Genomic DNA, 19,603 nt, shown 5'->3' with positions numbered 1-19,603 from the left:
GTGCGGCGCGGGGCGTGCGGGGCGACGGGGGTTAGGGGATGGGCAGGGTGTTGGCTGCCTTGGCGAGCAGGGTCCATGCTTCGTCGATGTGCGCTTCGGTGGTCTGCGGTGAGCCGACCGCCAGCCGCAGCGTGTAGCGGCCGGCGACGCGGGTGTGCGTCAGGTGCACCCGTCCGGTGGCGTTCGCCGAGGCCAGCAGCGCGGCATTGGTGTCGTCGTCGGCGCGTAGCCGGAAGCAGACCAGTGAGAACGGATGCGCCGCCGCCAACTCGAACCGGTCGTCGGCGCGGACCCGCTCGGCGAACCGTTCGGCCAGCGCCACGCCGGAGCGGATGTGCGCCCGCAGTCCGTCGGCGCCGTACCAGCGCAGCACGAACCACAGCTTGAGGGACCGGAACCGCCGGCCGAGCGGTACCTGCCAGTCCCGGTAGTCGATCACCGCGCCGGATTCGGAGGCCGCGTTGCGCAGGAACTCCGGCAGTACGGTCAACGCCTCGATCAGTTCGGCGCGGTCGGCCACCCAGAACGCGTCGCAGTCGAAGCCGGTGAGCAACCACTTGTGCGGGTCGAAGCAGTAGGAGTCGGCGTACTCCAGGCCGGCGTGTGACCACCGCAGTTCGGGGCAGACGGCGGCGGCGCCCGCGTACGCGGCGTCCACGTGCAGCCAGATCCCGTACTCGGCGCAGATGGCCCCGATCTCCGGCACCGGGTCGACGGCGGTGGTGGAGGTGGTGCCGATGGTCGCCACCACGATGGCCGGCACGTCACCGGCGGCCAGGTCGGCCTCGATCGCGGCCCGCAGCGCGCCCGGCAGCATCGCCTGGGTGTCCGGGTCCACCTCGATCGACCGGACTTCGTCGCTGCCCAGCCCGGCGATCCGTACCGCCTTCTCGATGGACGAGTGCCCGTGGACGGAGGTGTAGGCACGGTAGCGCCGGTCGATGCCGGTGTGCCGCCAGCGGCCGCCGCTGGCCCGGTGCAGTGCGGCGAGGGTGGCCACCAGCGTCGCCGAGGAGGCCGAGTCCTGGATGACCCCGCCGCCGGTGCCGGTGGAGCGGAACCGCGGTGGCAGGTCCAGCAGTTGGGCCAGCCAGTCCATCATCACCGTCTCCAGCTCGGTGCAGGCCGGGCCGGAGGCCCAGAGCATCCCCTGGACGCCGAGCCCGGAGCTGACCAGGTCGCCGAGCACGCTGGGGCCGGAGGTGTTGCCCGGGAAGTAGCCGAAGAAGCCCGGGTGCTGCCAGTGGGTCAGCCCCGGTACGACGATCGAGTCCAGGTCGGCGAGGATCGCCTCGACCGGTTCGCCGCCGGTGGTGGGCGGCTCACTGGGCAGCGCGGCGGCCACCGTGCCCGGGGGGTCGGCCGGGGCGACCGGCCGTTGCTCCACTGTCGCCCAGTAGTCGGCGATCCAGTCGACGACGGCGTGGCCGGCGCGACGGAATTCGGCGGGGTCCATGTGGTGAGCGCTCACCCGGACGAGTTGATCAGGCATCGATCACCGAGGCAAGAGCGGGACCCGCAGCATAGCGATGACCGTCGATGTTGCGTGTCGGAAAGCGCTTGCCTTACGATGCACGGTGAGTCGGATCCGTGAGTTCCAGGGCGTTTCACCCCCCGATCAGATCGCCGTCCGCCGCCGTCGCGGCGGGGTCGGTCCACCGTGCTTCCCGGGCAGGGCCGGTGGCCGGCGGCGATCACCAGCGGATCCCGGAGGCAGTGCATGCACCCGTCCAGACATCGGCTGATCCTGCTCGCCGCCACGACGGCGGCCACCGTCGTGGCCGGCACCCTCGGCACGGTCGTCGCCTCGGCCGCCGCCGTCGGCTGCCGGGTCGACTATCAGATCACCAACCAGTGGCAGGGCGGCTTCGGCGCCAACGTCACCGTCACCAACCTCGGCGACCCGGTCAACGGGTGGACGCTCACCTGGTCCTACGCCGCGGGCCAGCAGGTCACCCAGGTGTGGAACGCCGCCGTCACCCAGTCCGGTGCCCAGGTGACCGCGCGCAACGTCGACCACAACGTCACCATCGCCACGAACGGCAGCACCGCGTTCGGCTTCAACGGTTCGTGGACGGGCAGCAACCCGGTGCCGAGCGGCTTCGCGCTCAACGGCACCACCTGCACCGGGGCCCCACCCACCGAAGACCCGACCACGCCGCCACCCACCACCCCACCCCCGACCACGCCGCCACCCACCACCCCACCCCCGACCACGCCTCCACCGGCGGCCGGGGTGGTGCAGATGGAGAACCTGGACCGGGGGCTGGTCAGCGTCCGCTCCGGCAGCGGCAACCTGGTGTCCTGGCGGCTGCTCGGCACCGAGACCTCCGGAGTGGCGTTCAACCTCTACCGGGGATCCACCCGGGTCAACGCCAGCCCGATCACCGGCGCCACCAACTACCTCGACAGCGGCGCGGCGGCCGGCTCGGCGTACACCGTGCGGGCCGTGGTGGGCGGCGCCGAGCAGGCGGCGTCGGCGTCGGCGTTGCAGTTCGGCGCGGGCTACCTGGACGTGCCGTTGCAGGTCCCGGCCGGGGGCAGCACGCCGAGCGGCGAGAGCTACTCGTACAGCGCCAGCGACGCCTCCGTCGGTGACCTCAACGGCGACGGCAGCTACGAGATCGTGCTCAAGTGGGAACCGTCGAACGCCAAGGACAACTCCCAGTCCGGCTACACCGGCAACGTCTACGTCGACGCGTACGCACTCACCGGCACCCGGTTGTGGCGGATCGACCTGGGCCGCAACATCCGGGCCGGCGCCCACTACACCCAGTTCCAGGTGTACGACTACGACGGCGACGGCCGCGCCGAGGTGGCCATGAAGACCGCCGACGGCACCCGCTCCGGCACCGGTCAGCTCATCGGCTCGTCGTCGGCGGACCACCGCAACTCCAGCGGCTACGTGCTGTCCGGCCCGGAGTACCTGACCATGTTCAACGGCCAGACCGGTGCGATCGCCTCGACCGTCAACTACGACCCGCCGCGCGGCACCGTGTCGTCCTGGGGTGACTCGTACGGCAACCGGGTGGATCGGTTCCTCGCCGGCACCGCGTACCTGGACGGGCAGCGCCCCTCCCTGATCATGGCCCGGGGTTACTACACCCGCGCGGTGATCGCGGCCTGGGACTTCCGCGACGGCACGCTGCGCAAGCGCTGGACGTTCGACTCGAACTCCTCCGGCAACGGCGCCGCCGCCGGTCAGGGCAACCACCAGCTCTCCGTGGCCGACGTCGACGCCGACGGCCGCCAGGAGATCGTGTACGGGGCCGCCACCATCGACGACAACGGCCGGCTGCTTCACTCGACGGGCAACGGCCACGGCGACGCCCTGCACGTCGGGGACCTGGACCCGGGCCGCGCCGGCCTGGAGGTGTTCAAGGTCGACGAGGACGCCAGCAAGCCCAGCTCCTACTTCGCCGACGCCCGTACCGGTCAGGTCCTCTGGTCCACGCCGGCGTCCGGCGACAACGGCCGGGGTGTCTCCGCGGACATCTGGGCGGGCAGCCCCGGCGCGGAGTCGTGGTCGTCAGCGGCCACCGGACTGGCCAACACCAGGGGGCAGAACGTTGGTCGCAAGCCGTCCTCGGCCAACTTCCTCGCCTGGTGGGACGGCGACCCGGTGCGGGAACTGCTCGACGGCACGAGGATCGACAAGTACGGCACCGGCGGCGAGACCCGGCTGCTCGACGGCAGCGGGGTGGCGTCCAACAACGGCACCAAATCCACGCCGGCGCTCTCCGGCGACATCCTCGGTGACTGGCGCGAGGAGGTGATCTGGCGGACCACCGACAGTCGGGCGTTGCGCATCTACAGCACACCCACCCCGACCAGCACCCGGATCTACACGCTGATGCACGACCCGCAGTATCGGGTGGCGATCGCGTGGCAGAACACCGCCTACAACCAACCGCCGCACCCGGGGTTCTTCATCGGCAACGGAATGGGCAACCCACCCACCCCGGACATCCACCTACGTTGATGCAGACCCTGGCGGTCCCGACCGGGGTCGCCTAGGGTGGCAGGCACCGGGCCGCAGCCGCGGAATCCGCTCAGCTCCGGCCCGGTGCGCCACACCGCGGCATTCCCAACCCGTCCCGACCGGGAATGCCGTACCACCACCGGCACCAACATTAGGCACCGTCCGGGTCGGTAGGGTGACGCTGACGTGAAGATCGTGTTTCACGCCGTCTGGCGTAGACCGCCCGCCACCTGCTCGGCGATCAACTCGTACGACCGCACCCGGTCCTGCACGTCGTACACCAGCGTGGTCAGCATCAGCTCGTCCGCGCCGGTGCGCTCCACCAGTTCGGTCAGCTGCCGACGCACCGTCTCCGGCGAGCCCATCGCCTGACCGTCACGGCGTTGCAGGACGAACTCCCGCTCGATCTCGGAGTACGGGTACGCCGCCGCCTCGTCGGGCGTCGACAGCGGCTCCGGCCGCCCGGAGCGCAACTTCAAAAACGACAGGGCGCTCGGCCCGGCCAGCCACTCGGCCCGCTCGTCGGTCTCCGCGCACACCGCATTGACCGCCACCATCGCGTACGGCTTGTCCAGCCACTGTGACGGCCGGAAGTTCTGCCGGTACAGGGCCAACGCCGGCAGGGTGTTCTGCGAGCTGAAGTGGTGCGCGAAGGAGAACGGCAGACCGAGCAGGCCGGCGAGCTGGGCGCTGAAACCGCTGGAGCCCAGCAGCCACACGGCCGGCTGCTCACCGTGGCCCGGGGTGGCGATGATCTGCCCCGGCTTCTCCCCGCTGAAGTAGTTCATCAGGTCCGTCAGCTCGCGGGGGAAACCCTCCGCCGACAGGCCCTCCATGGTGCGCCGCAACGCCAGCGCGGTCACCTGGTCGGTGCCCGGCGCCCGCCCGATGCCCAGGTCGATCCGACCCGGGTGCAGCGCCTCCAGGGTGCCGAACTGCTCGGCCACCACCAGCGGCGCGTGGTTGGGCAGCATCACCCCGCCCGACCCCAACCGGATCGTCGACGTGTTCGCCGCCAGGTGTGCCAACAGCACCGCGGGCGCGGAGCTGGCGATCGCCGGCATGTTGTGGTGCTCGGCCACCCAGAACCGGTGATAGCCCAACTCCTCGGTGCGGCGGGCCAGCTCGGTGGTGGCCTGCAGAGCGGCGCCAGCGGTGGTGCCCTTGGCGACCGGGGCAAGATCAAGAACAGACAACGGTACGGTGATCACACGGTCAGCCAACCCGTCCCCAGCCGGCTTTGTTCCGGCATACGGGTTTTCGTCGGCCACCTCACCCGCCGCTCAACCCATTCCGCGCGCCTGCTCGAAGATCAGACTGGTCTGGGTGTGCTGCACCACCGGGTCGACCGCCAGATGGTCCAGCACGAAGTCCCGCAACGCGTCGCCGGACGCCGCCCGCACATGCAGCACGTAGTCCTCCGCGCCGGCCACGTGGAACACCGACACCACCCCTGGCAGTCGCACCGACCGGGCCCGGAACGCGTCCACCGCCGCCCGCTCGTGCGCGGTCAACCGCACCGACACCAACGCCTGCAACGGCAGACCGAGCGCCGCCGGATCCACCTCGGCGTGAAAACCACGGATCGCGCCACGCTCGCGCAGCGCCCGGGTGCGCGTCAGGCAGGTCGACGGCGCCACCCCCACCCGCTCGGCGAGGGCGTTGTTCGGCAGCCGGCCATCCGCCGCCAGCTCGGTCAGGATCGCGCGATCCACCTCGTCCAGCGCCGGATACGGCCGCACATCATTCGGCTCAGGGGGCATTCCGCCATCCTCGCCCGAACTCAGCACGGAAACCAATAGGAATAGCAGAATAATCTGCCGGGCTGTTGCCCGCCACCCGTCGGATGTTCGACGCTACCGCCATGACAACGATGGACACCCGGGCCGTACACGCCGGCCGCGACGACCTCCGCACCCTCGGCGTGCACGTACCACCCATCGACCTGTCCACCACCAACCCACTGCCCTCCGTCGACGACGGCGGCGCCGCGTACGAGCAACTCGCCACCGGCGGCACCCTCCCCACCGACGGCAGCGCCGTCTACCAACGGCTCTGGAACCCCACCGTCGCCCGCTTCGAAACCGCCCTCGCCGAACTGGAAGGCACCGCCCAGGCCGTCGCCTTCGCCAGCGGAATGGCCGCCCTCACCGCCACCCTGCTCGCCGCCGCCCGCGACGACCGCCGACACGTCGTCGCCGTCCGGCCCCTCTACGGCGGCACCGACCATGTCCTCTCCACCGGCCTGCTGGGCACCACCGTCACCTGGACGCGCCCCGACGAGGTCGCCGCCGCCATCCGCCCCGACACCGCCCTGGTCATCGTCGAGACACCCGCCAACCCCACCCTCGACCTGGTCGACATCGCCGCCCTCGCCGCCGCGGCCGGCGACATCCCACTGCTGGTCGACAACACCGTCGCCACCCCCGTACTGCAACAACCCGCCCGGCACGGCGCCACCCTCGTGCTGCACAGCGCCACCAAGAGCATCGGCGGGCACGGCGACGTCCTTGCCGGCGTCGTCGCCTGCGACGACACCTGGGCCGCACGCCTCCGCCAGGTCCGCGCGGTCACCGGCGCGATCCTGCACCCCCTCGGCGGCTACCTGCTGCACCGCGGCCTGCAAACCCTGCCGCTGCGGGTCCGCGCCCAACAGGCCAGCGCCGAGAAACTCGCCGGCTGGCTCGCCGACCACCCCGCCGTACACCGGGTGCACCACCCCTCGGTGTACGACCCGGCGGCGCTGGTCGGGCGGCAGATGTCCGGACCCGGCAGCCTGCTCGCCTTCGAGGTACGCGGCGGCGCGCCCGCCGCGGCCGCCGTCGCCGGCGCCTGCCGCCTCATCACCCACGCGGTCTCCCTCGGCGGCGTGGACACCCTCATCCAGCACCCCGCCTCACTCACCCACCGGCCGGTCGAGGGCGACGCCAAACCCGCCGCCGCCCTGCTGCGCCTCTCGGTCGGCCTCGAAGACCCCGAGGACCTGCGGGCCGACCTGGCCCACGCCCTCGACACGGTCGCCTGACCCTCAGCGCAGCTCGCGGTTGCCCAACACCCGGACCGACGAACCCTGCCGAGCCACCCGCAACATCGCCCGACCGATCCCGTCGGTCGTGGTGACCTGGTTCGGCAGCACCCGACGCAGCACCGGAAACAGCGGACGGGTGACCGCGTACCCGAACCGGTACCACCGCGTCTTCGACACCGCCCCGTACGTCGGCTGGATGAACCCCGGCCGCGCCGCGTAACCGTTGGGCAGCAGATCCATGACCGCGTTCTCGGCCCGCCCCTTGACCCGCGCCCACATCACCCGACCCTGACCCGAGGAATCGGTCCCCTGACCCGAGACGTAGACGAACGTGACCTGCGGGCTCACCTGCGCGAACAACCGGGCCGCCGCCATCGGGTAGTCGTAGCTGATCCGGGTGTAGGCGGCCTCGTCAAGGCCCAGCGAGGAGACGCCGAGGCAGTAGAAACACGCGTCGACACCGGTCAACTCGGCCCGCACCGCGTCCAACTCGCCCACCTCCGCGACCGTCAGCTCCCGCAGCTTCGGATCCTGCGCACCGGTCGACCTCCGGCCGACCGTCAGCACCTCCCGCACGTCCTCGGCGAGCAGGCACTCGCGCAACACGCCCTGACCGACCATCCCGGTCGCACCGAAGACAACCACCCGCATCAGAACCCACCCCTGTCGCCGCCCACCGCCACCACCGCCACCGGCCATCCGCCCGCGCGTCAGCCAGGCTGCCACGGTCTGTGTGATCCGCGCGGATAGCGGTCAGGACTTCGGGCCAACGTGCCGGTCCAGCGTGGCGACGGCGTCGCGCCGCGCCACCGACAGCGAGTTGCGTCGGTTCATCCGCCAGGTGACGCCGAGCAGGTCGAGGCCCCACTGGCAGAGCCCCATGATGTCGGCCGACTCGTTGACGAACATGTAGCGTGGGTAGACGTAGTGCCGGCCTCGCGTCGTGACCCGGTTGGCTGTTCGGCAACCGTCGGAGTGGAAGAGCCCGCGCAGGAAGTCGCCGGGATGGACTTCGAGAATCGGCCGTTGCCAGTCGGTCAGGACGATCGGTCGCTCGTGCTTCTTGCCCGGACCGTGCTGTGGCAGCAGGCACGGCCAGTGGCTGCCGTAACTCTGCACGCCGACGCAGCCCTGTTTCTGGACCCGTTGCACCTTCGACGCCAGCACGGCTCGCATGGCCATGTCGCACGCCTCAATCAACCCGGGCCACCCATTGGAACAGTAGATGCGCAACACGGGGACGCGTGCTGTTGTCACCAGGTGGCCGTCGCCCAGGTAGAGACCGAGCAGGTAGGCGTAGGCGGCGGGGTCGGTCGGATTCTGGACATCCGGCCGGCACCGGAAGCACCGTAGCTCCGTGCCGCGCTTCACCGCCTCGGGTCGATCGACGCACCAGTGCCAGACCGTGGCATACGGCAACGAGAGCGTTCGAGCCACGGAGTTGACGGTGTGTCCGCGTGCGCGGAGGGCGCGGGCTCGTGCCCGTAGCTGCGATGGGTGCACCCGCATATCATCGAACAGCTGTATGACAAGGTGCCGGGAGCGGGATTCGAACCCGCAAGCCCTTTCGGGCAGAAGTGTTTGAGACTTCCGTGTATGCCGTTCCACCATCCCGGCGGGTGGCGCCTACTGTACCCGACTACTCTCATGCGGGAGCATGGGTGGTAGCCGTGCAGTGATCGATGGTGGGGGTAGGGCTGGTGGCTGAGATGCCGACGGATGCCGAGCGCAGGCGCGTACTGATCGCCGAGGACGAGGCGCTGATCCGGCTGGACCTCGCCGAGATGCTGGTCGAAGAGGGTTACGAGGTGGTGGGGGAGGCCGGTGACGGCGAGACAGCCGTGCGCCTCGCCGAGGAGTTGAAGCCCGATCTCGTCATCCTCGACATCAAGATGCCGATCATGGACGGGCTGGCCGCCGCCGAGCGCATCGCTGGTGCCCGGATCGCCCCGGTGATCATCCTTACCGCGTTCAGCCAGCGTGATCTGGTGGAGCGGGCCCGCGCGGCGGGCGCCATGGCGTACCTGGTGAAGCCTTTCCAGAAGAGCGACCTGGTCCCGGCGGTGGAGATCGCGCTGTCGCGTTACTCGGAGGTCGCGGCGCTGGAGGCGGAGGTCGCGAGCCTGACCGACCGCCTGGAGATCCGTAAGTCGGTGGAGCGCGCCAAGGGCGCGCTGATGACCACGTACGGGATGACCGAGCCGCAGGCGTTCAAGTGGATCCAGCGCACGGCGATGGACCACCGGATGACCATGAAAGAGGTCGCCGAGCGGATCCTCGCGGAGACCGCCGGCGGCGAGGTGTCGCAGCAGCCGACCGTCTGAGCGGTCCTGGTGACAACGGGCTGCGCTGGGTCACCGTGCGCGGGGTCAGGTGGTTAGCATCGACGGGTGTCCGTCCGACGGGTGATCGCGGTGTTCGGCCTCTTCGCGCTGCTGCTCGCCGGGTGCGACGGGCCGGCCGCGCCGAGCGGCGCGGGGTCGACGACGGCGGCCGCGCCGGCGCTGCGGCCGGATTGGCAGCCGCTGACGCTGCCGGCGCCGCCGGGTGGCCCGGGTCGTCCGCTGGTGCGGGACGCGGCGTCGTGCGCGGGTCGGTGGTTCGTGGTCGGTGGTGTCGTGGACGCCGATGGTGGCACCCGTCCGGCGGCCTGGACCAGCGTGGACGGTACGACGTGGACGGTGCTGCCGGTGCGTCCGGATTCCTTCTACGGGCGGCAGAACGTGCTCCTGTCGGCGGCCTGTCGTGACGGGCAGGTGGCGTTGATCGGCGCGAAGGTCGGCGGTGCGCACGGCTATCCGCGGGTGAGCACGTGGCGGCAGCTGGCCGATGGCGCGCTGGTCGAGGTGCAGGCGTCGTTCGAGACGTACGGCGGGCCGACGGCGGTGAACGTGTCCCGGCTGGCGGCCGGCCCGCAGGGGTGGTTGATCGTCGGTAACCGGTCGGCGGGTGCCGCGTCCTGGGTGGCGTCGCCGGACGCGGCGGAGTTCGCGCTGGTCGAGGGTGCACCGGAGCTGGCCAGTGACGCGGTGGGGGTGACCTGGGCGTTCGACGCGGTGGCGACGTCGTCGGGCTGGCTGGCGGTGGGTGGTTTGTTGCCGGCTGGCCGGATCGACCGTGACCCGGCGGTGTGGTCGTCGCCGGACGGGCGGTCGTGGCGGCGCACGGTGTTGGCGGGTGGGCCGGAGTACGAGGAGATGCAGCGGGTCGTGCTGGCCGACGGCGTGCCGGTGGCGGTCGGGCTGCGCGGGGGGACGTTCGGGGCGTGGCGGCAGGAGGCGGCGGGGTGGGTGCCCGCCGGGACGTTCGGGCGGCGGGCCGGGGCCGGGGTGCCGGGGGTGGGGTCGCTGGTGTCGTCCGGTGGCAGTCTGTTCGCCGCCGTGACGGATGGGGCGCGGCATTCGGTGTGGGTGTCGACCGACCGGGGTGGGTCGTGGCGGGAGGCGACGACGCCACTCGATGTGCCGGCGGGTGTTGATCGGGATGTGACGCTGGTGGCGGTGGGTGACCGGTGGTGGTTGGCGGCGGACGACGGCACGCGGGCCGGGCTGTGGTGGGCGGCCGGTCCGGGCGTCTGAACGTCGACGGTGTGCCGGCACTTCACCCCGGAGTGCGATGCGTGCGGACGTTTCCGCAGGTCAGTCGGCTTTTTGTCAGGCCCGCGCGGTTCGGGTTGGTGCGGGCGGACTTCGACCGGGCGTGGGTTTAAGGACCGACTGGCGGATTCACCTGTTACGGACATCGACGTGATCGCCCACGTCTTCGTAACGGTTTCGCAGACCCAGCCTCCAGGCCTTCCGGGACGGTATGTCGTGTGGGTACGCTCCGCCATCACGAGCCGTAACGCAGGGGGAGTCCCTGCGGGGTGGGTGGAATTGCGGGTCTGCTGCTGTCGCCGTCGCTTCGGGTCAGCCGCGTCCGCATCTCGAGGAGGTCAGGAAGCCGTGAGGCGAAGCTATGTACGGGCGCTGGGCACCGTAGCGCTCGCCGCGACCCTGGTGGTTGCGGCTGGTTGCCAGGATTCCGGTGGCGGCGAAGGTGGGACCGCGTCGGGTGACTGCGGTGGCAAGATTGCGATCTTCGGTGCGTTCACGGGTGACAACGCGGGTCTGGTGATCCCGTCGCTGAACGGCGCGAAGCTCGCCGTGGAGCAGTTCAACGCGGCGAACCCGAACTGCAAGGTCACCATGCAGGAGTTCGACACCCAGGGTGACCCTGCGGTGGCGACCCCGTTCGCGAACCAGATCGCGGGGGACAACTCGTTCCTCGGTGTCATCGGTGGGCACTTCTCCGGTGAGTCGGACGCGACGATGCCGATCTACCAGGCCGCCGGCCTGGCGATGGTCAGCCCGTCGGCGACCCGCACGGACCTGACCCAGAAGGGCAACACGTCCTTCTACCGGGTGGTCGGTAACGACGGCACGCAGGCCGGCGCCGTGGCCAGCTACCTGAAGACCCAGAACGCGAAGAAGGTCTTCATGATCGATGACGCCAGCGCGTACGGCGCGGGCATCACCGAGGAGCTGGGCAAGCAGCTCGGCCCGCTGGTGGTCAACAAGGACAAGATCCAGGAGCGGCAGGCGCAGTTCGACGCCACCATCTCCAAGATCAAGTCCGCGCAGGCCGACTTCGTCTTCTACGGCGGTTACACCCGTGAGGCCGCTCCGCTGGTGAAGCAGATGCGTGCCGCTGGTGTCCAGGCCAAGTTCGTCGGCCCGGACGGTCTCTACGACACCGCGTTCCCGTCGGGTGCCTCCGGCGGCGCCGAGGGCGCGATCATCACCTGCCCGTGCCTCCCGGCCGACAAGGCCGGCGGCACCTTCTCCGCCGACTACCAGAAGAAGTTCGGCATCCCGCCGGGCTCCTACGGCGCTGAGGGCTTCGACGGCGCGACGATCTACCTGGACGCCTTCAAGGCTGGCAAGAAGAGCCGGGCGGACATCCTGGCGTTCGTGAAGTCGTACGACAAGCAGGGTGTGTCGAAGTACATCAAGTTCGACTCCAAGGGTGACGTCGACCCGTCGAAGGTTGTCATCTGGGCTTACCAGATCAAGGGCAACGCTATCGAGGCGCTGCAGGAGCTCAAGCTCAGCTGACGCCCACGCAATGGAGTGCGGCCGGGGTGTTTCACCCCGGCCGCTCTCGATTCAAGGAGACCCCCGGTGCATTTCGATGAACTGATCGGCCATCTCGGCCAGCACACGGTCGATGGCCTGTCCAAGGGCGCCATCTACGCCCTGATAGCCCTTGGTTACACCCTCGTCTATGGCGTCCTTCGTCTGATCAACTTTGCGCACTCCGAGGTGTTCATGGTCGGTACCTTCTCGGTGCTGATCCTGTGGACCCAGCTCGGCGTGCAAAATAACCCGCCTATCGGCCAGGCGATTCTGTTCCTGGTGCTCGGTCTGGTCGTCGCGGCGGTCGCCTCCGGCGGTACCGCGCTGGCGCTCGAGCGGATCGCGTACCGGCCGTTGCGGCGTAAGAACGCGCCGCCGCTGATCTTCCTGATCACCGCGATCGGTCTGTCGCTGGTCTTCGTGGAGCTCTTCGGGCAGGTGCTGCCGAAGCTTCTCGGCGGCGTGCTGCCGGAGGCGTTCGGCCGGCCCCGTCAGATCGTCGGTATGCCGACGATCATCCAGCAGGAAACTCTGTTCACCATCGGCAACACCGCGATCACGAACATCCAGCTGATCGTCTTCGTGGCGGCGGTGGCGATGATGGCGGTGCTCGACTGGTTCATCAACCGCACCCGGTACGGCCGGGGCGTGCGAGCGGTGGCCCAGAACCCGGAGACCGCCGCGCTGATGGGCGTCAACCAGGAGCGCGTGATCATGCTGATCTTCGTGCTCGGTGGCATCATGGCCGGCGCCGCCGCGCTGTTGTGGAGCATGCGGTTCGGCTTCACCCAGAACAGCATCGGCTTCGTGCTCGGTCTGAAGGCGTTCACCGCGGCCGTGCTCGGTGGCATCGGCAACCTGCGCGGCGCGCTGCTGGGTGGTCTCTTCCTCGGCATCGTCGAGGTCTACGGCGCCACGCTCTTCGCGTCCAACTGGGAGGACGTCATCGCCTTCGTGGTGCTGATCGTGGTGCTGATGTTCCGGCCCACCGGCCTGTTGGGTGAGTCGCTCGGGAGGGCCCGCGCATGATCGACAAGATTCGCTCCGCAGACCGCCGTCGGGTCGGCATGCTGACCTCCATCGGCGACCGCTGGCGGGCGCTGACGAAGTGGCAGCAGGCCCTCGGCCTCGCCGCCTTCGTGGCGATCCTCTACTACCTGCCACTGCTTGGCATTCCGGGCCTGACCTGGTTGCGTACCGACTCGATCGAGGGCGGTAACAACTGGGCGGGTGTGCTCTTCGTCTGTGCCATCTACGTGTTGGTCGCCATCGGCCTGAACGTGGTGGTCGGTCTCGCCGGCCTGCTCGACCTGGGCTACATCGGCTTCTTCGCCATCGGGGCGTACAGCGTGGCGCTGTTCGGTTCGGTGAACTCGCCGGTGGTGAAGTGGATCCAGCAGGAGTTCAACCTGCCGCCGACCTGGGCGGTGACCTGGGCGATCTGCCTGTTCATCGCGATCGTGCTGACGATGATCTCCGGGGTGCTGCTGGGCTGGCCGACACTGCGGTTGCGCGGTGACTACCTGGCCATCGTGACGCTGGGCTTCGGCGAGATCATTCGGATCGTGGCCCGCAACGCCACCGGCCTGACCAACGGTCCGGTCGGCATCTCGGCCATTCCCGGCCCCGAGGGCGCGCCGTCGCCGGACAACAAGGTCTTCGGCCTGATCGACGCGAAGCCCTGGTACTGGTTGGCGATCACGTTTGTGCTGATCATGGTGTTCCTGGTTCGTCGGCTGGAGCACAGCCGGGTCGGCCGGGCGTGGTTGGCCGTGCGGGAGGACGAGGACGCCGCCGCGGTGATGGGCGTGTACCCGTTCAAGTTCAAGCTCTGGGCGTTCGCCATCGGTGCGGCGCTCGGTGGCCTGTCGGGCTTCCTCTTCGGCAGCCGGAACGCGTTCATCGACCCGACCCAGTTCAACGCGAACCTGTCCATCCTGTTCGTGGCCATGGTCGTGGTCGGTGGTTCCGGCAACATGATCGGCGTCTCGCTCGGCGCGGTGCTGCTGGCGTACCTGCCCGAGCGGTTCCGCGACTTCGCCGACTACCGGTGGTTGGTCTTCGGTCTGGCCATGGTGTTGGTGATGATCCTGCGTCCGCAGGGCCTGGTCCCGAGCCGGCGGCGTGCCCGCGAGTTGAAGGACCGCGCGGCAGAGGCAGAGGAGGCGCCCGCTCATGTCTGACCAGACCACCAGCACCACCACGCCGAAGATCCCCACTCAGGCGGGGCCTCGGTCGGTACTGCTCGAAGTCGATGACGTCACGCTCCGCTTCGGCGGTGTGGTCGCCCTCGACAAGATCAATTTCCAGATCTACGAGGGCGAGATCCTCGGCCTCATCGGGCCGAACGGTGCCGGCAAGACCACCAGCTTCAACGTGATGACCGGGGTCTACAAGCCGACCTCCGGCGCGGTCCGGTTCCGCGGGCAGAAGGTGACCGGCCGCAAGCCGCACCAGATCAGCCAGTTGGGCATCTCCCGGACGTTCCAGAACATCCGGCTCTTCCCGGAGATGACGGCGCTCGAGAACGTGATGGTCGGGACGGACTCCCGGCACAAGACGAGCGTGCCCGGGGCGCTGTTCCGGCTCTACCGGGTGCGGCCCAAGCCGGAGGAGCTGCCGCAGGTCACCGCCGCGTCCGGGATCGTCCGGAGCTGGCAGCAGGTGCGCCTGTCGGCCGCCAAGATCTTCGGCCTGTCCCGGCACATCCTGGAGGAGCGGGCGGCCGAGAATAAGGCGCTCGAGCTGCTCCGCTTCGTCGGGATCGCCGACCGGGCCAACGACGAGGCGCGCAACCTGCCGTACGGCTACCAGCGTCGGTTGGAGATCGCCCGCGCGTTGGCCACCGAGCCGAAGCTGATCTGCCTGGACGAGCCGGCCGCCGGCTTCAACCCGGCGGAGAAGGAGGAGCTCCTCACCCTGATCCGCAAGATCCGTGACATGGGGCTGACTGTCCTGCTCATTGAGCACGACATGCGGCTGGTCATGGGAGTCACCGACCGGATCGTGGTGCTGGAGTTCGGCCGCAAGATCGCCGAGGGTGCGCCCGCGGAGGTCAGCCGCGATCCGAAGGTGATCGCCGCGTACCTGGGGGAGCCCGCCGATGACGCTGCTTGAGCTGGAGAACGTCGCCGTCGCGTACGGCCGGATCGAGGCGCTGCACGGGATCAGCCTCACCGTCAACGAGGGTGAGGTGGTGGCCCTGATCGGCGCGAACGGCGCCGGTAAGACCACCACCATGCGGGCCATCTCCGGGACCCGGTCGCTGGCCGAGGGGAAGATCACGTTCAACGGCGAGGACATCAGCAAGCTCCGGGCCGACCTGCGGGTGGTCCGGGGGCTGTGTCAGTCGCCCGAGGGACGGCAGATCTTCCCGGGTATGACGGTCATGGAGAACCTGGACATGGGGGCGTACACCCGGCGGGACTCCGCCGGCATCGCCGCCGACCTGGAACGGGTGCTGACCCTCTTCCCACGGTTGGCCGAGCGGCGCAAGCAGGCCGGTGGCACCCTCTCCGGCGGCGAGCAGCAGATGCTCGCGGTCGGCCGGGCGCTGATGAGCCGGCCGAAGCTGCTGCTGCTCGACGAGCCGTCGATGGGGCTGGCCCCATTGGTGATCCGGCAGATCTTCGACATCATCACCGAGATCAACCAGCAGGGCACCACGATCCTGCTGGTGGAGCAGAACGCCCAGCAGGCGCTGTCGCGGGCACACCGCGGCTACGTGCTGGAGACCGGCCGGATCGTGAAGGAAGGGACCGGTCAGGAACTGCTGCACGATCCGTCGGTCAAGGAGGCGTACCTCGGCGTGGCCTGAGCCACCCGAGACGGCGGCCGGTCATCCCCTCCCGGGGGTGGCCGGCCGCCGGCGTTTGGCCCGGCGTCGCGGCACCCCCGTGCCGAGGGCCAGGGATGTCGGTGCGACGGACTAGAGTCGCTGCCGTGACAGCTACGACACCGCGCCTGCTTCTCGTCGACGGACATTCCATGGCATACCGGGCTTTCTTCGCCCTGCCGGTGGAAAACTTCTCCACCACGACCGGGCAGCCGACCAACGCGGTGTACGGCTTCACCTCGATGCTGATCAACGTGCTGCGCGACGAGCAGCCCACCCACATCGTGGTGGCCTTCGACGTCTCCCGCCGGTCCTTCCGCACCGACAAGTACGCGGAGTACAAGGCCGGCCGCAGCGAGACCCCGACCGACTTCAAGGGTCAGGTCAGCCTGGTCAAGGAGGTCCTGGCCGCGCTGCAGATCCCGGTGGTGGAGAAAGAGGGCTTCGAGGCCGACGACGTGATCGCCACGCTCGCCTGCCAGGCCCGCGACCAGGGCATGTCGGTGCTGATCAGCAGCGGTGACCGCGACGCGTTCCAGTTGGTCGACGACCAGATCACCGTCCTCTACCCGCGCAAGGGCGTCTCCGACCTGGCCCGGATGGACCCGGCGGCGATCGAGGCGAAGTACGGCGTTCCGCCCCAGCAGTACCGGGACCTCGCCGCGCTGGTCGGTGAGACCAGTGACAACCTGCCCGGCATCCCGGGCGTCGGCCCGAAGACCGCCGCCAAGTGGATCACCACGTACGGCGGGGTGGAGGGCGTGATCGCCCGGGCCGACGAGATCAAGGGCAAGGCCGGCGACAGCCTGCGGGAACGACTCGCCGACGTGATCCGCAACTACGAGATCAACTGCCTCGTCTCCGACCTGGAGCTGCCGCTGCGCCCGGAGGACACCCGCTGGACGGGGTGGGACCGGGAGGCCGTGCACCAGGTCTTCGACACCCTGGAGTTCCGCATCCTGCGCGACCGTCTCTACCAGTACCTGGAGGCGGTCGAGCCGGAGGCCGAGTCCGGCTTCGACCTCACCGGCGAGGTGCTCGCCGAGCCCGGCGCGCTGGCCGGGTGGCTGAGCACCCACGTCCCGACCGGCACCCCGGTCGGGTTGGCGGTCAAACTCGACACCGGCCCCAACCGCCGGCACACCGCCTCGATCACCGGTCTCGCGCTGGCCACCGCCGGCGGCGCGGCGGCCTGGGTCGACCCGGCGCAGCTCGACCCGACCGACGAGGGCGCCCTGGCCAGCTGGTTGGCCGACGCGCAGCGCCCCAAGGTGCTGCACGACAGCAAGCCGGCCGTGCTGGCCTGCGCCGCGCACGGCTGGCAGCTCGCCGGCATCGTCCGGGACACCCAGATCGCCGCGTACCTGGCCCGCCCCGACCAGCGGTCCTACGACCTGACCGACCTGGCGCTGCGCTACCTGCACCGGGAGCTGCGGGTGGACGTCCCGGAGTCCGGCCAGCTCACCCTCGACGGCCTCGGCGACGAAGGCGTCATCGAGCAGAACCTGATGCTCCAGGCCCGGGCGACCCTCGACCTGGCCGACGCGATCGACGCCGAGCTGTCCCGTGACGGCGAGCAGTCCTCCCGGCTGATGGCCGGCGTGGAGCTGCCGTTGATGCGGGTGCTGGCCACCATGGAGAGCACCGGCATCGCCGCCGACACCCACTATCTGTCCGAGCTGGAGGCCCACTTCGCCGCCGAGGTGAAGGCCGCCGCGCAGGGCGCGTACGAGGCGGTGGGTCGGGAGTTCAACCTCGGCTCGCCCAAGCAGTTGCAGGAGATCCTCTTCACCGAGCTGGGTCTGCCGAAGACCAAGAAGATCAAGACGGGTTACACCACCGACGCCGACGCCCTCCAGTGGCTCTACGTGCAGCAGCCGCACCCGGTGCTGGCCCACCTGCTGCGTCACCGGGACGTGGCCAAGCTCAAGTCGACCGTCGACGGGCTGCTCAAGTCGGTCTCCGACGACGGCCGGATCCACACCACCTTCAACCAGACCGTGGCGGCCACCGGTCGGCTCTCCTCCACCGAGCCCAACCTCCAGAACATCCCGATCCGCACCGAGGAGGGTCGTCGGATCCGGCGGGCCTTCGTGGTGGGGGAGGGCTACGAGTGCCTGCTCACCGCCGACTACAGCCAGATCGAGATGCGCATCATGGCGCACCTCAGCTCGGACGACGCGCTGATCGACGCGTTCAACTCCGGCGCCGACTTCCACGCCGCCACCGCCTCGTCGGTCTTCGGGGTGCCGCTCGACGAGGTCACCCCCGACCAGCGCCGCAAGATCAAGGCCATGAACTACGGCCTGGCGTACGGGCTCAGCGCCTTCGGCCTGTCCCAGCAGCTCTCCATCAGCACCGAAGAGGCGCGCGGGCTGATGGAGAACTACTTCGCCGGCTTCGGCGGGGTGCGCGACTACCTCCAGCAGGTGGTCGCCCGGGCCCGCCAGGACGGCTACACCTCGACCATCCTGGGTCGGCGCCGCTACCTGCCCGACCTGGTCAGCGACAACCGGCAGCGCCGCGACATCGCCGAGCGGATGGCGCTCAACGCCCCCATCCAGGGCTCCGCCGCCGACATCATCAAGGTGGCGATGCTGCACGTCGACACCGCGCTCCGCGAGGCCGGGCTGCGCTCACGGATGCTGTTGCAGGTGCACGACGAACTGGTCTTCGAGGTCGCCCCGGGTGAGCGGGAGGCGTTGGAGGCACTGGTCCGGCAGGAGATGGGCGGGGCCTACCCGCTGTCGGTGCCGCTGGAGGTGTCCGTCGGCGAAGGCCGGGACTGGAACAGCGCTGATCACTGATTGTTTCTGGTTTGCGGTGTGGGGGTTCCGGGGCAGCCCGACCCACTCCGGGCGGTCAGGCTTGATCCCTGCGCGGGTCGGGCTGCCCCGGAACCTCTGACCGGGTCGCCCTGGTCGCGGCCGTCGGTGTCGTGGATCAGGGTTGCGGCCCGGGCCCGGGCGCGCGGTTTCAGATCTGCGCACCTTCGGGGAGAGGTGCTGGGTCGTGGCGTGGTGAGGCACCAAGTTCACCGACGTTGCGCAGATCTTGCGGCGGATGACCGGCTACTTCAGGGGGTCGTGGCCCCAGTTCATGAGGGACCAGCGCCACTTGGTGTCGCGGACGTCGCCGGAGGGGCGCTGCGCCATGTGCCGGCGGACGTAGCCGACCACCTTGCGCATGTGCTTGTAGTCGCCCTCGGACAGGTCACCGCGTTTGCGACGGAGCAGGTTGATGATCTTCCGGCCGGATTCGTGGCCGACGGACTCGCCACCACCAGCGCGACCGCCCTTGTGCCAGCCGACCTGCTTCGACTCGTCGGTCTCCAGCCACGTGGACAGCTCACCGGGCTTCATGTTCACCGCTTCGGTGAACTCCCGGTAGGTGTCCCGACCGTCGTCACTTCTGCTCATGACGCAGCGCCTCGGGGCGGTGGGCCACCTCGCGACCCGTGCCGTCACTGCGGACCCGGTACTGCGGGTCGTCGGGGGCCGCGTTCACGGCCCGCCCGCTGATCCGGGTCCGTTCGGTGATCGTCCCGCGCACCACGCCGTACGCGCGGCTGCCGTGGGCCGACCAGGAGACATGGTCGCCCTTGTGGAATCTCTGTTCGGCCATGGGCCTCGGCTACCCGA

General features: G+C 69.7%; 16 protein-coding genes, 1 tRNA gene and 1 pseudogene. 10 read left to right on the top strand and 8 right to left on the bottom strand.

All coding sequences use genetic code 11. The features are described 5' to 3' along the window. Window positions 1-31: 31 nt before the first annotated feature. Window positions 32-1,471 carry a pyridoxal-dependent decarboxylase gene (locus tag AC5L30_RS14345; protein ID WP_494867737.1) on the bottom strand — a complete coding sequence of 480 codons (1,440 nt, stop codon included), beginning with the start codon at window positions 1,469-1,471 and terminating at the stop codon, window positions 32-34. A 249-nt stretch (window positions 1,472-1,720) separates the two neighbouring features. Between AC5L30_RS14345 and AC5L30_RS14340 the strand changes: the two genes are divergently transcribed. Then, on the top strand, window positions 1,721-3,982 hold the full coding sequence (locus tag AC5L30_RS14340; protein WP_494867735.1) for a rhamnogalacturonan lyase family protein: 2,262 nt from the start codon (window positions 1,721-1,723) through the stop codon (window positions 3,980-3,982). Window positions 3,983-4,182: 200 nt separating this feature from the next. Here the strand turns inward: AC5L30_RS14340 and AC5L30_RS14335 are convergent, their stop codons facing one another. Continuing rightward, window positions 4,183-5,193, bottom strand: a complete 1,011-nt coding sequence (locus AC5L30_RS14335) for an LLM class flavin-dependent oxidoreductase (protein ID WP_494867734.1) — start codon at window positions 5,191-5,193, stop codon at window positions 4,183-4,185. Between the two features lie 72 nt (window positions 5,194-5,265). Further along, a complete protein-coding gene (locus tag AC5L30_RS14330; protein WP_030334356.1) occupies window positions 5,266-5,745 on the bottom strand; it encodes an Lrp/AsnC family transcriptional regulator in 480 nt (159 codons plus the stop codon). An 83-nt stretch (window positions 5,746-5,828) separates the two neighbouring features. Here AC5L30_RS14330 and AC5L30_RS14325 point away from each other — a divergent pair, with 83 nt between their 5' ends. Next, on the top strand, window positions 5,829-7,007 hold the full coding sequence (locus AC5L30_RS14325; protein WP_494867958.1) for a trans-sulfuration enzyme family protein: 1,179 nt from the start codon (window positions 5,829-5,831) through the stop codon (window positions 7,005-7,007). Between the two features lie 3 nt (window positions 7,008-7,010). On the opposite strand, the gene AC5L30_RS14320 is transcribed toward AC5L30_RS14325, so the two are convergent. The 3 genes from AC5L30_RS14320 to AC5L30_RS14310 form a co-directional block, all read right to left on the bottom strand. Next, the gene (locus tag AC5L30_RS14320; RefSeq protein ID WP_494867732.1) at window positions 7,011-7,661 is read right to left on the bottom strand and encodes a Rossmann-fold NAD(P)-binding domain-containing protein; all 651 of its coding nucleotides are present in this window, start codon (window positions 7,659-7,661) and stop codon (window positions 7,011-7,013) included. Between the two features lie 102 nt (window positions 7,662-7,763). Then, a complete protein-coding gene (locus AC5L30_RS14315; protein ID WP_494867731.1) occupies window positions 7,764-8,447 on the bottom strand; it encodes a transcriptional regulator in 684 nt (227 codons plus the stop codon). Window positions 8,448-8,544: 97 nt separating this feature from the next. Then, window positions 8,545-8,627, bottom strand: a tRNA-Leu gene (locus AC5L30_RS14310). 83 nt (window positions 8,628-8,710) lie between these two features. Between AC5L30_RS14310 and AC5L30_RS14305 the strand changes: the two genes are divergently transcribed. The 8 genes from AC5L30_RS14305 to polA all read left to right on the top strand — a co-directional run bounded on the left by AC5L30_RS14305 (window position 8,711) and on the right by polA (window position 18,769). Next, window positions 8,711-9,334, top strand: a complete 624-nt coding sequence (locus AC5L30_RS14305) for an ANTAR domain-containing response regulator (RefSeq protein ID WP_130402813.1) — start codon at window positions 8,711-8,713, stop codon at window positions 9,332-9,334. A 66-nt stretch (window positions 9,335-9,400) separates the two neighbouring features. Then, window positions 9,401-10,588: a hypothetical protein gene (locus AC5L30_RS14300; RefSeq protein ID WP_494867729.1), complete on the top strand. Its 1,188-nt coding sequence runs from the start codon at window positions 9,401-9,403 to the stop codon at window positions 10,586-10,588. Window positions 10,589-10,954: 366 nt separating this feature from the next. Next, window positions 10,955-12,106 carry a branched-chain amino acid ABC transporter substrate-binding protein gene (locus tag AC5L30_RS14295; protein WP_494867728.1) on the top strand — a complete coding sequence of 384 codons (1,152 nt, stop codon included), beginning with the start codon at window positions 10,955-10,957 and terminating at the stop codon, window positions 12,104-12,106. A 66-nt stretch (window positions 12,107-12,172) separates the two neighbouring features. Further along, window positions 12,173-13,156: a branched-chain amino acid ABC transporter permease gene (locus AC5L30_RS14290; RefSeq protein ID WP_393363128.1), complete on the top strand. Its 984-nt coding sequence runs from the start codon at window positions 12,173-12,175 to the stop codon at window positions 13,154-13,156. Continuing rightward, entirely contained in the window at window positions 13,153-14,310 is a 1,158-nt protein-coding gene (locus tag AC5L30_RS14285; protein WP_494867727.1) for a branched-chain amino acid ABC transporter permease, read from the top strand. Before AC5L30_RS14290 ends, AC5L30_RS14285 begins: the two co-directional genes overlap by 4 nt. Beyond that, a complete protein-coding gene (locus tag AC5L30_RS14280; protein WP_494867726.1) occupies window positions 14,303-15,244 on the top strand; it encodes an ABC transporter ATP-binding protein in 942 nt (313 codons plus the stop codon). The genes AC5L30_RS14285 and AC5L30_RS14280 overlap by 8 nt, the downstream gene beginning before the upstream one ends. Continuing rightward, entirely contained in the window at window positions 15,231-15,944 is a 714-nt protein-coding gene (locus tag AC5L30_RS14275) for an ABC transporter ATP-binding protein (protein ID WP_494867725.1), read from the top strand. The genes AC5L30_RS14280 and AC5L30_RS14275 overlap by 14 nt, the downstream gene beginning before the upstream one ends. A gap of 125 nt (window positions 15,945-16,069) precedes the next feature. After that, window positions 16,070-18,769, top strand: a complete 2,700-nt coding sequence (gene polA / locus AC5L30_RS14270; protein ID WP_494867723.1) for a DNA polymerase I — start codon at window positions 16,070-16,072, stop codon at window positions 18,767-18,769. 267 nt (window positions 18,770-19,036) lie between these two features. Here polA and AC5L30_RS14265 read toward each other — a convergent pair. Together AC5L30_RS14265 and AC5L30_RS14260 are read right to left on the bottom strand one after the other, a co-directional pair. Then, window positions 19,037-19,381, bottom strand: a pseudogene (locus AC5L30_RS14265) (DUF3140 domain-containing protein); the annotation flags it as partial. Next, on the bottom strand, window positions 19,368-19,586 hold the full coding sequence (locus AC5L30_RS14260; RefSeq protein ID WP_494867722.1) for a hypervirulence associated TUDOR domain-containing protein: 219 nt from the start codon (window positions 19,584-19,586) through the stop codon (window positions 19,368-19,370). The pseudogene AC5L30_RS14265 and the gene AC5L30_RS14260, both read right to left, overlap by 14 nt. Window positions 19,587-19,603 lie beyond the last annotated feature (17 nt).

The organism is Micromonospora sp. BQ32 (genome assembly GCF_059358895.1).
Note: the sequence above shows the minus strand (reverse complement) of the source record. Positions and strands in the feature narration are given on the sequence as shown.

What these genes read in the sequence shown, in the direction of transcription:
- AC5L30_RS14320 (WP_494867732.1), bottom strand. Translation starts at nt 7,661, where the DNA reads ATGCGGGTGGTTGTCTTCGGTGCGACCGGGATGGTCGGTCAGGGCGTG.
- AC5L30_RS14260 (WP_494867722.1), bottom strand. Translation starts at nt 19,586, where the DNA reads ATGGCCGAACAGAGATTCCACAAGGGCGACCATGTCTCCTGGTCGGCC.
- AC5L30_RS14280 (WP_494867726.1), top strand. Translation starts at nt 14,303, where the DNA reads ATGTCTGACCAGACCACCAGCACCACCACGCCGAAGATCCCCACTCAG.
- AC5L30_RS14275 (WP_494867725.1), top strand. Translation starts at nt 15,231, where the DNA reads ATGACGCTGCTTGAGCTGGAGAACGTCGCCGTCGCGTACGGCCGGATC.
- AC5L30_RS14325 (WP_494867958.1), top strand. Translation starts at nt 5,829, where the DNA reads ATGTTCGACGCTACCGCCATGACAACGATGGACACCCGGGCCGTACAC.
- AC5L30_RS14340 (WP_494867735.1), top strand. Translation starts at nt 1,721, where the DNA reads ATGCACCCGTCCAGACATCGGCTGATCCTGCTCGCCGCCACGACGGCG.
- AC5L30_RS14285 (WP_494867727.1), top strand. Translation starts at nt 13,153, where the DNA reads ATGATCGACAAGATTCGCTCCGCAGACCGCCGTCGGGTCGGCATGCTG.
- AC5L30_RS14330 (WP_030334356.1), bottom strand. Translation starts at nt 5,745, where the DNA reads ATGCCCCCTGAGCCGAATGATGTGCGGCCGTATCCGGCGCTGGACGAG.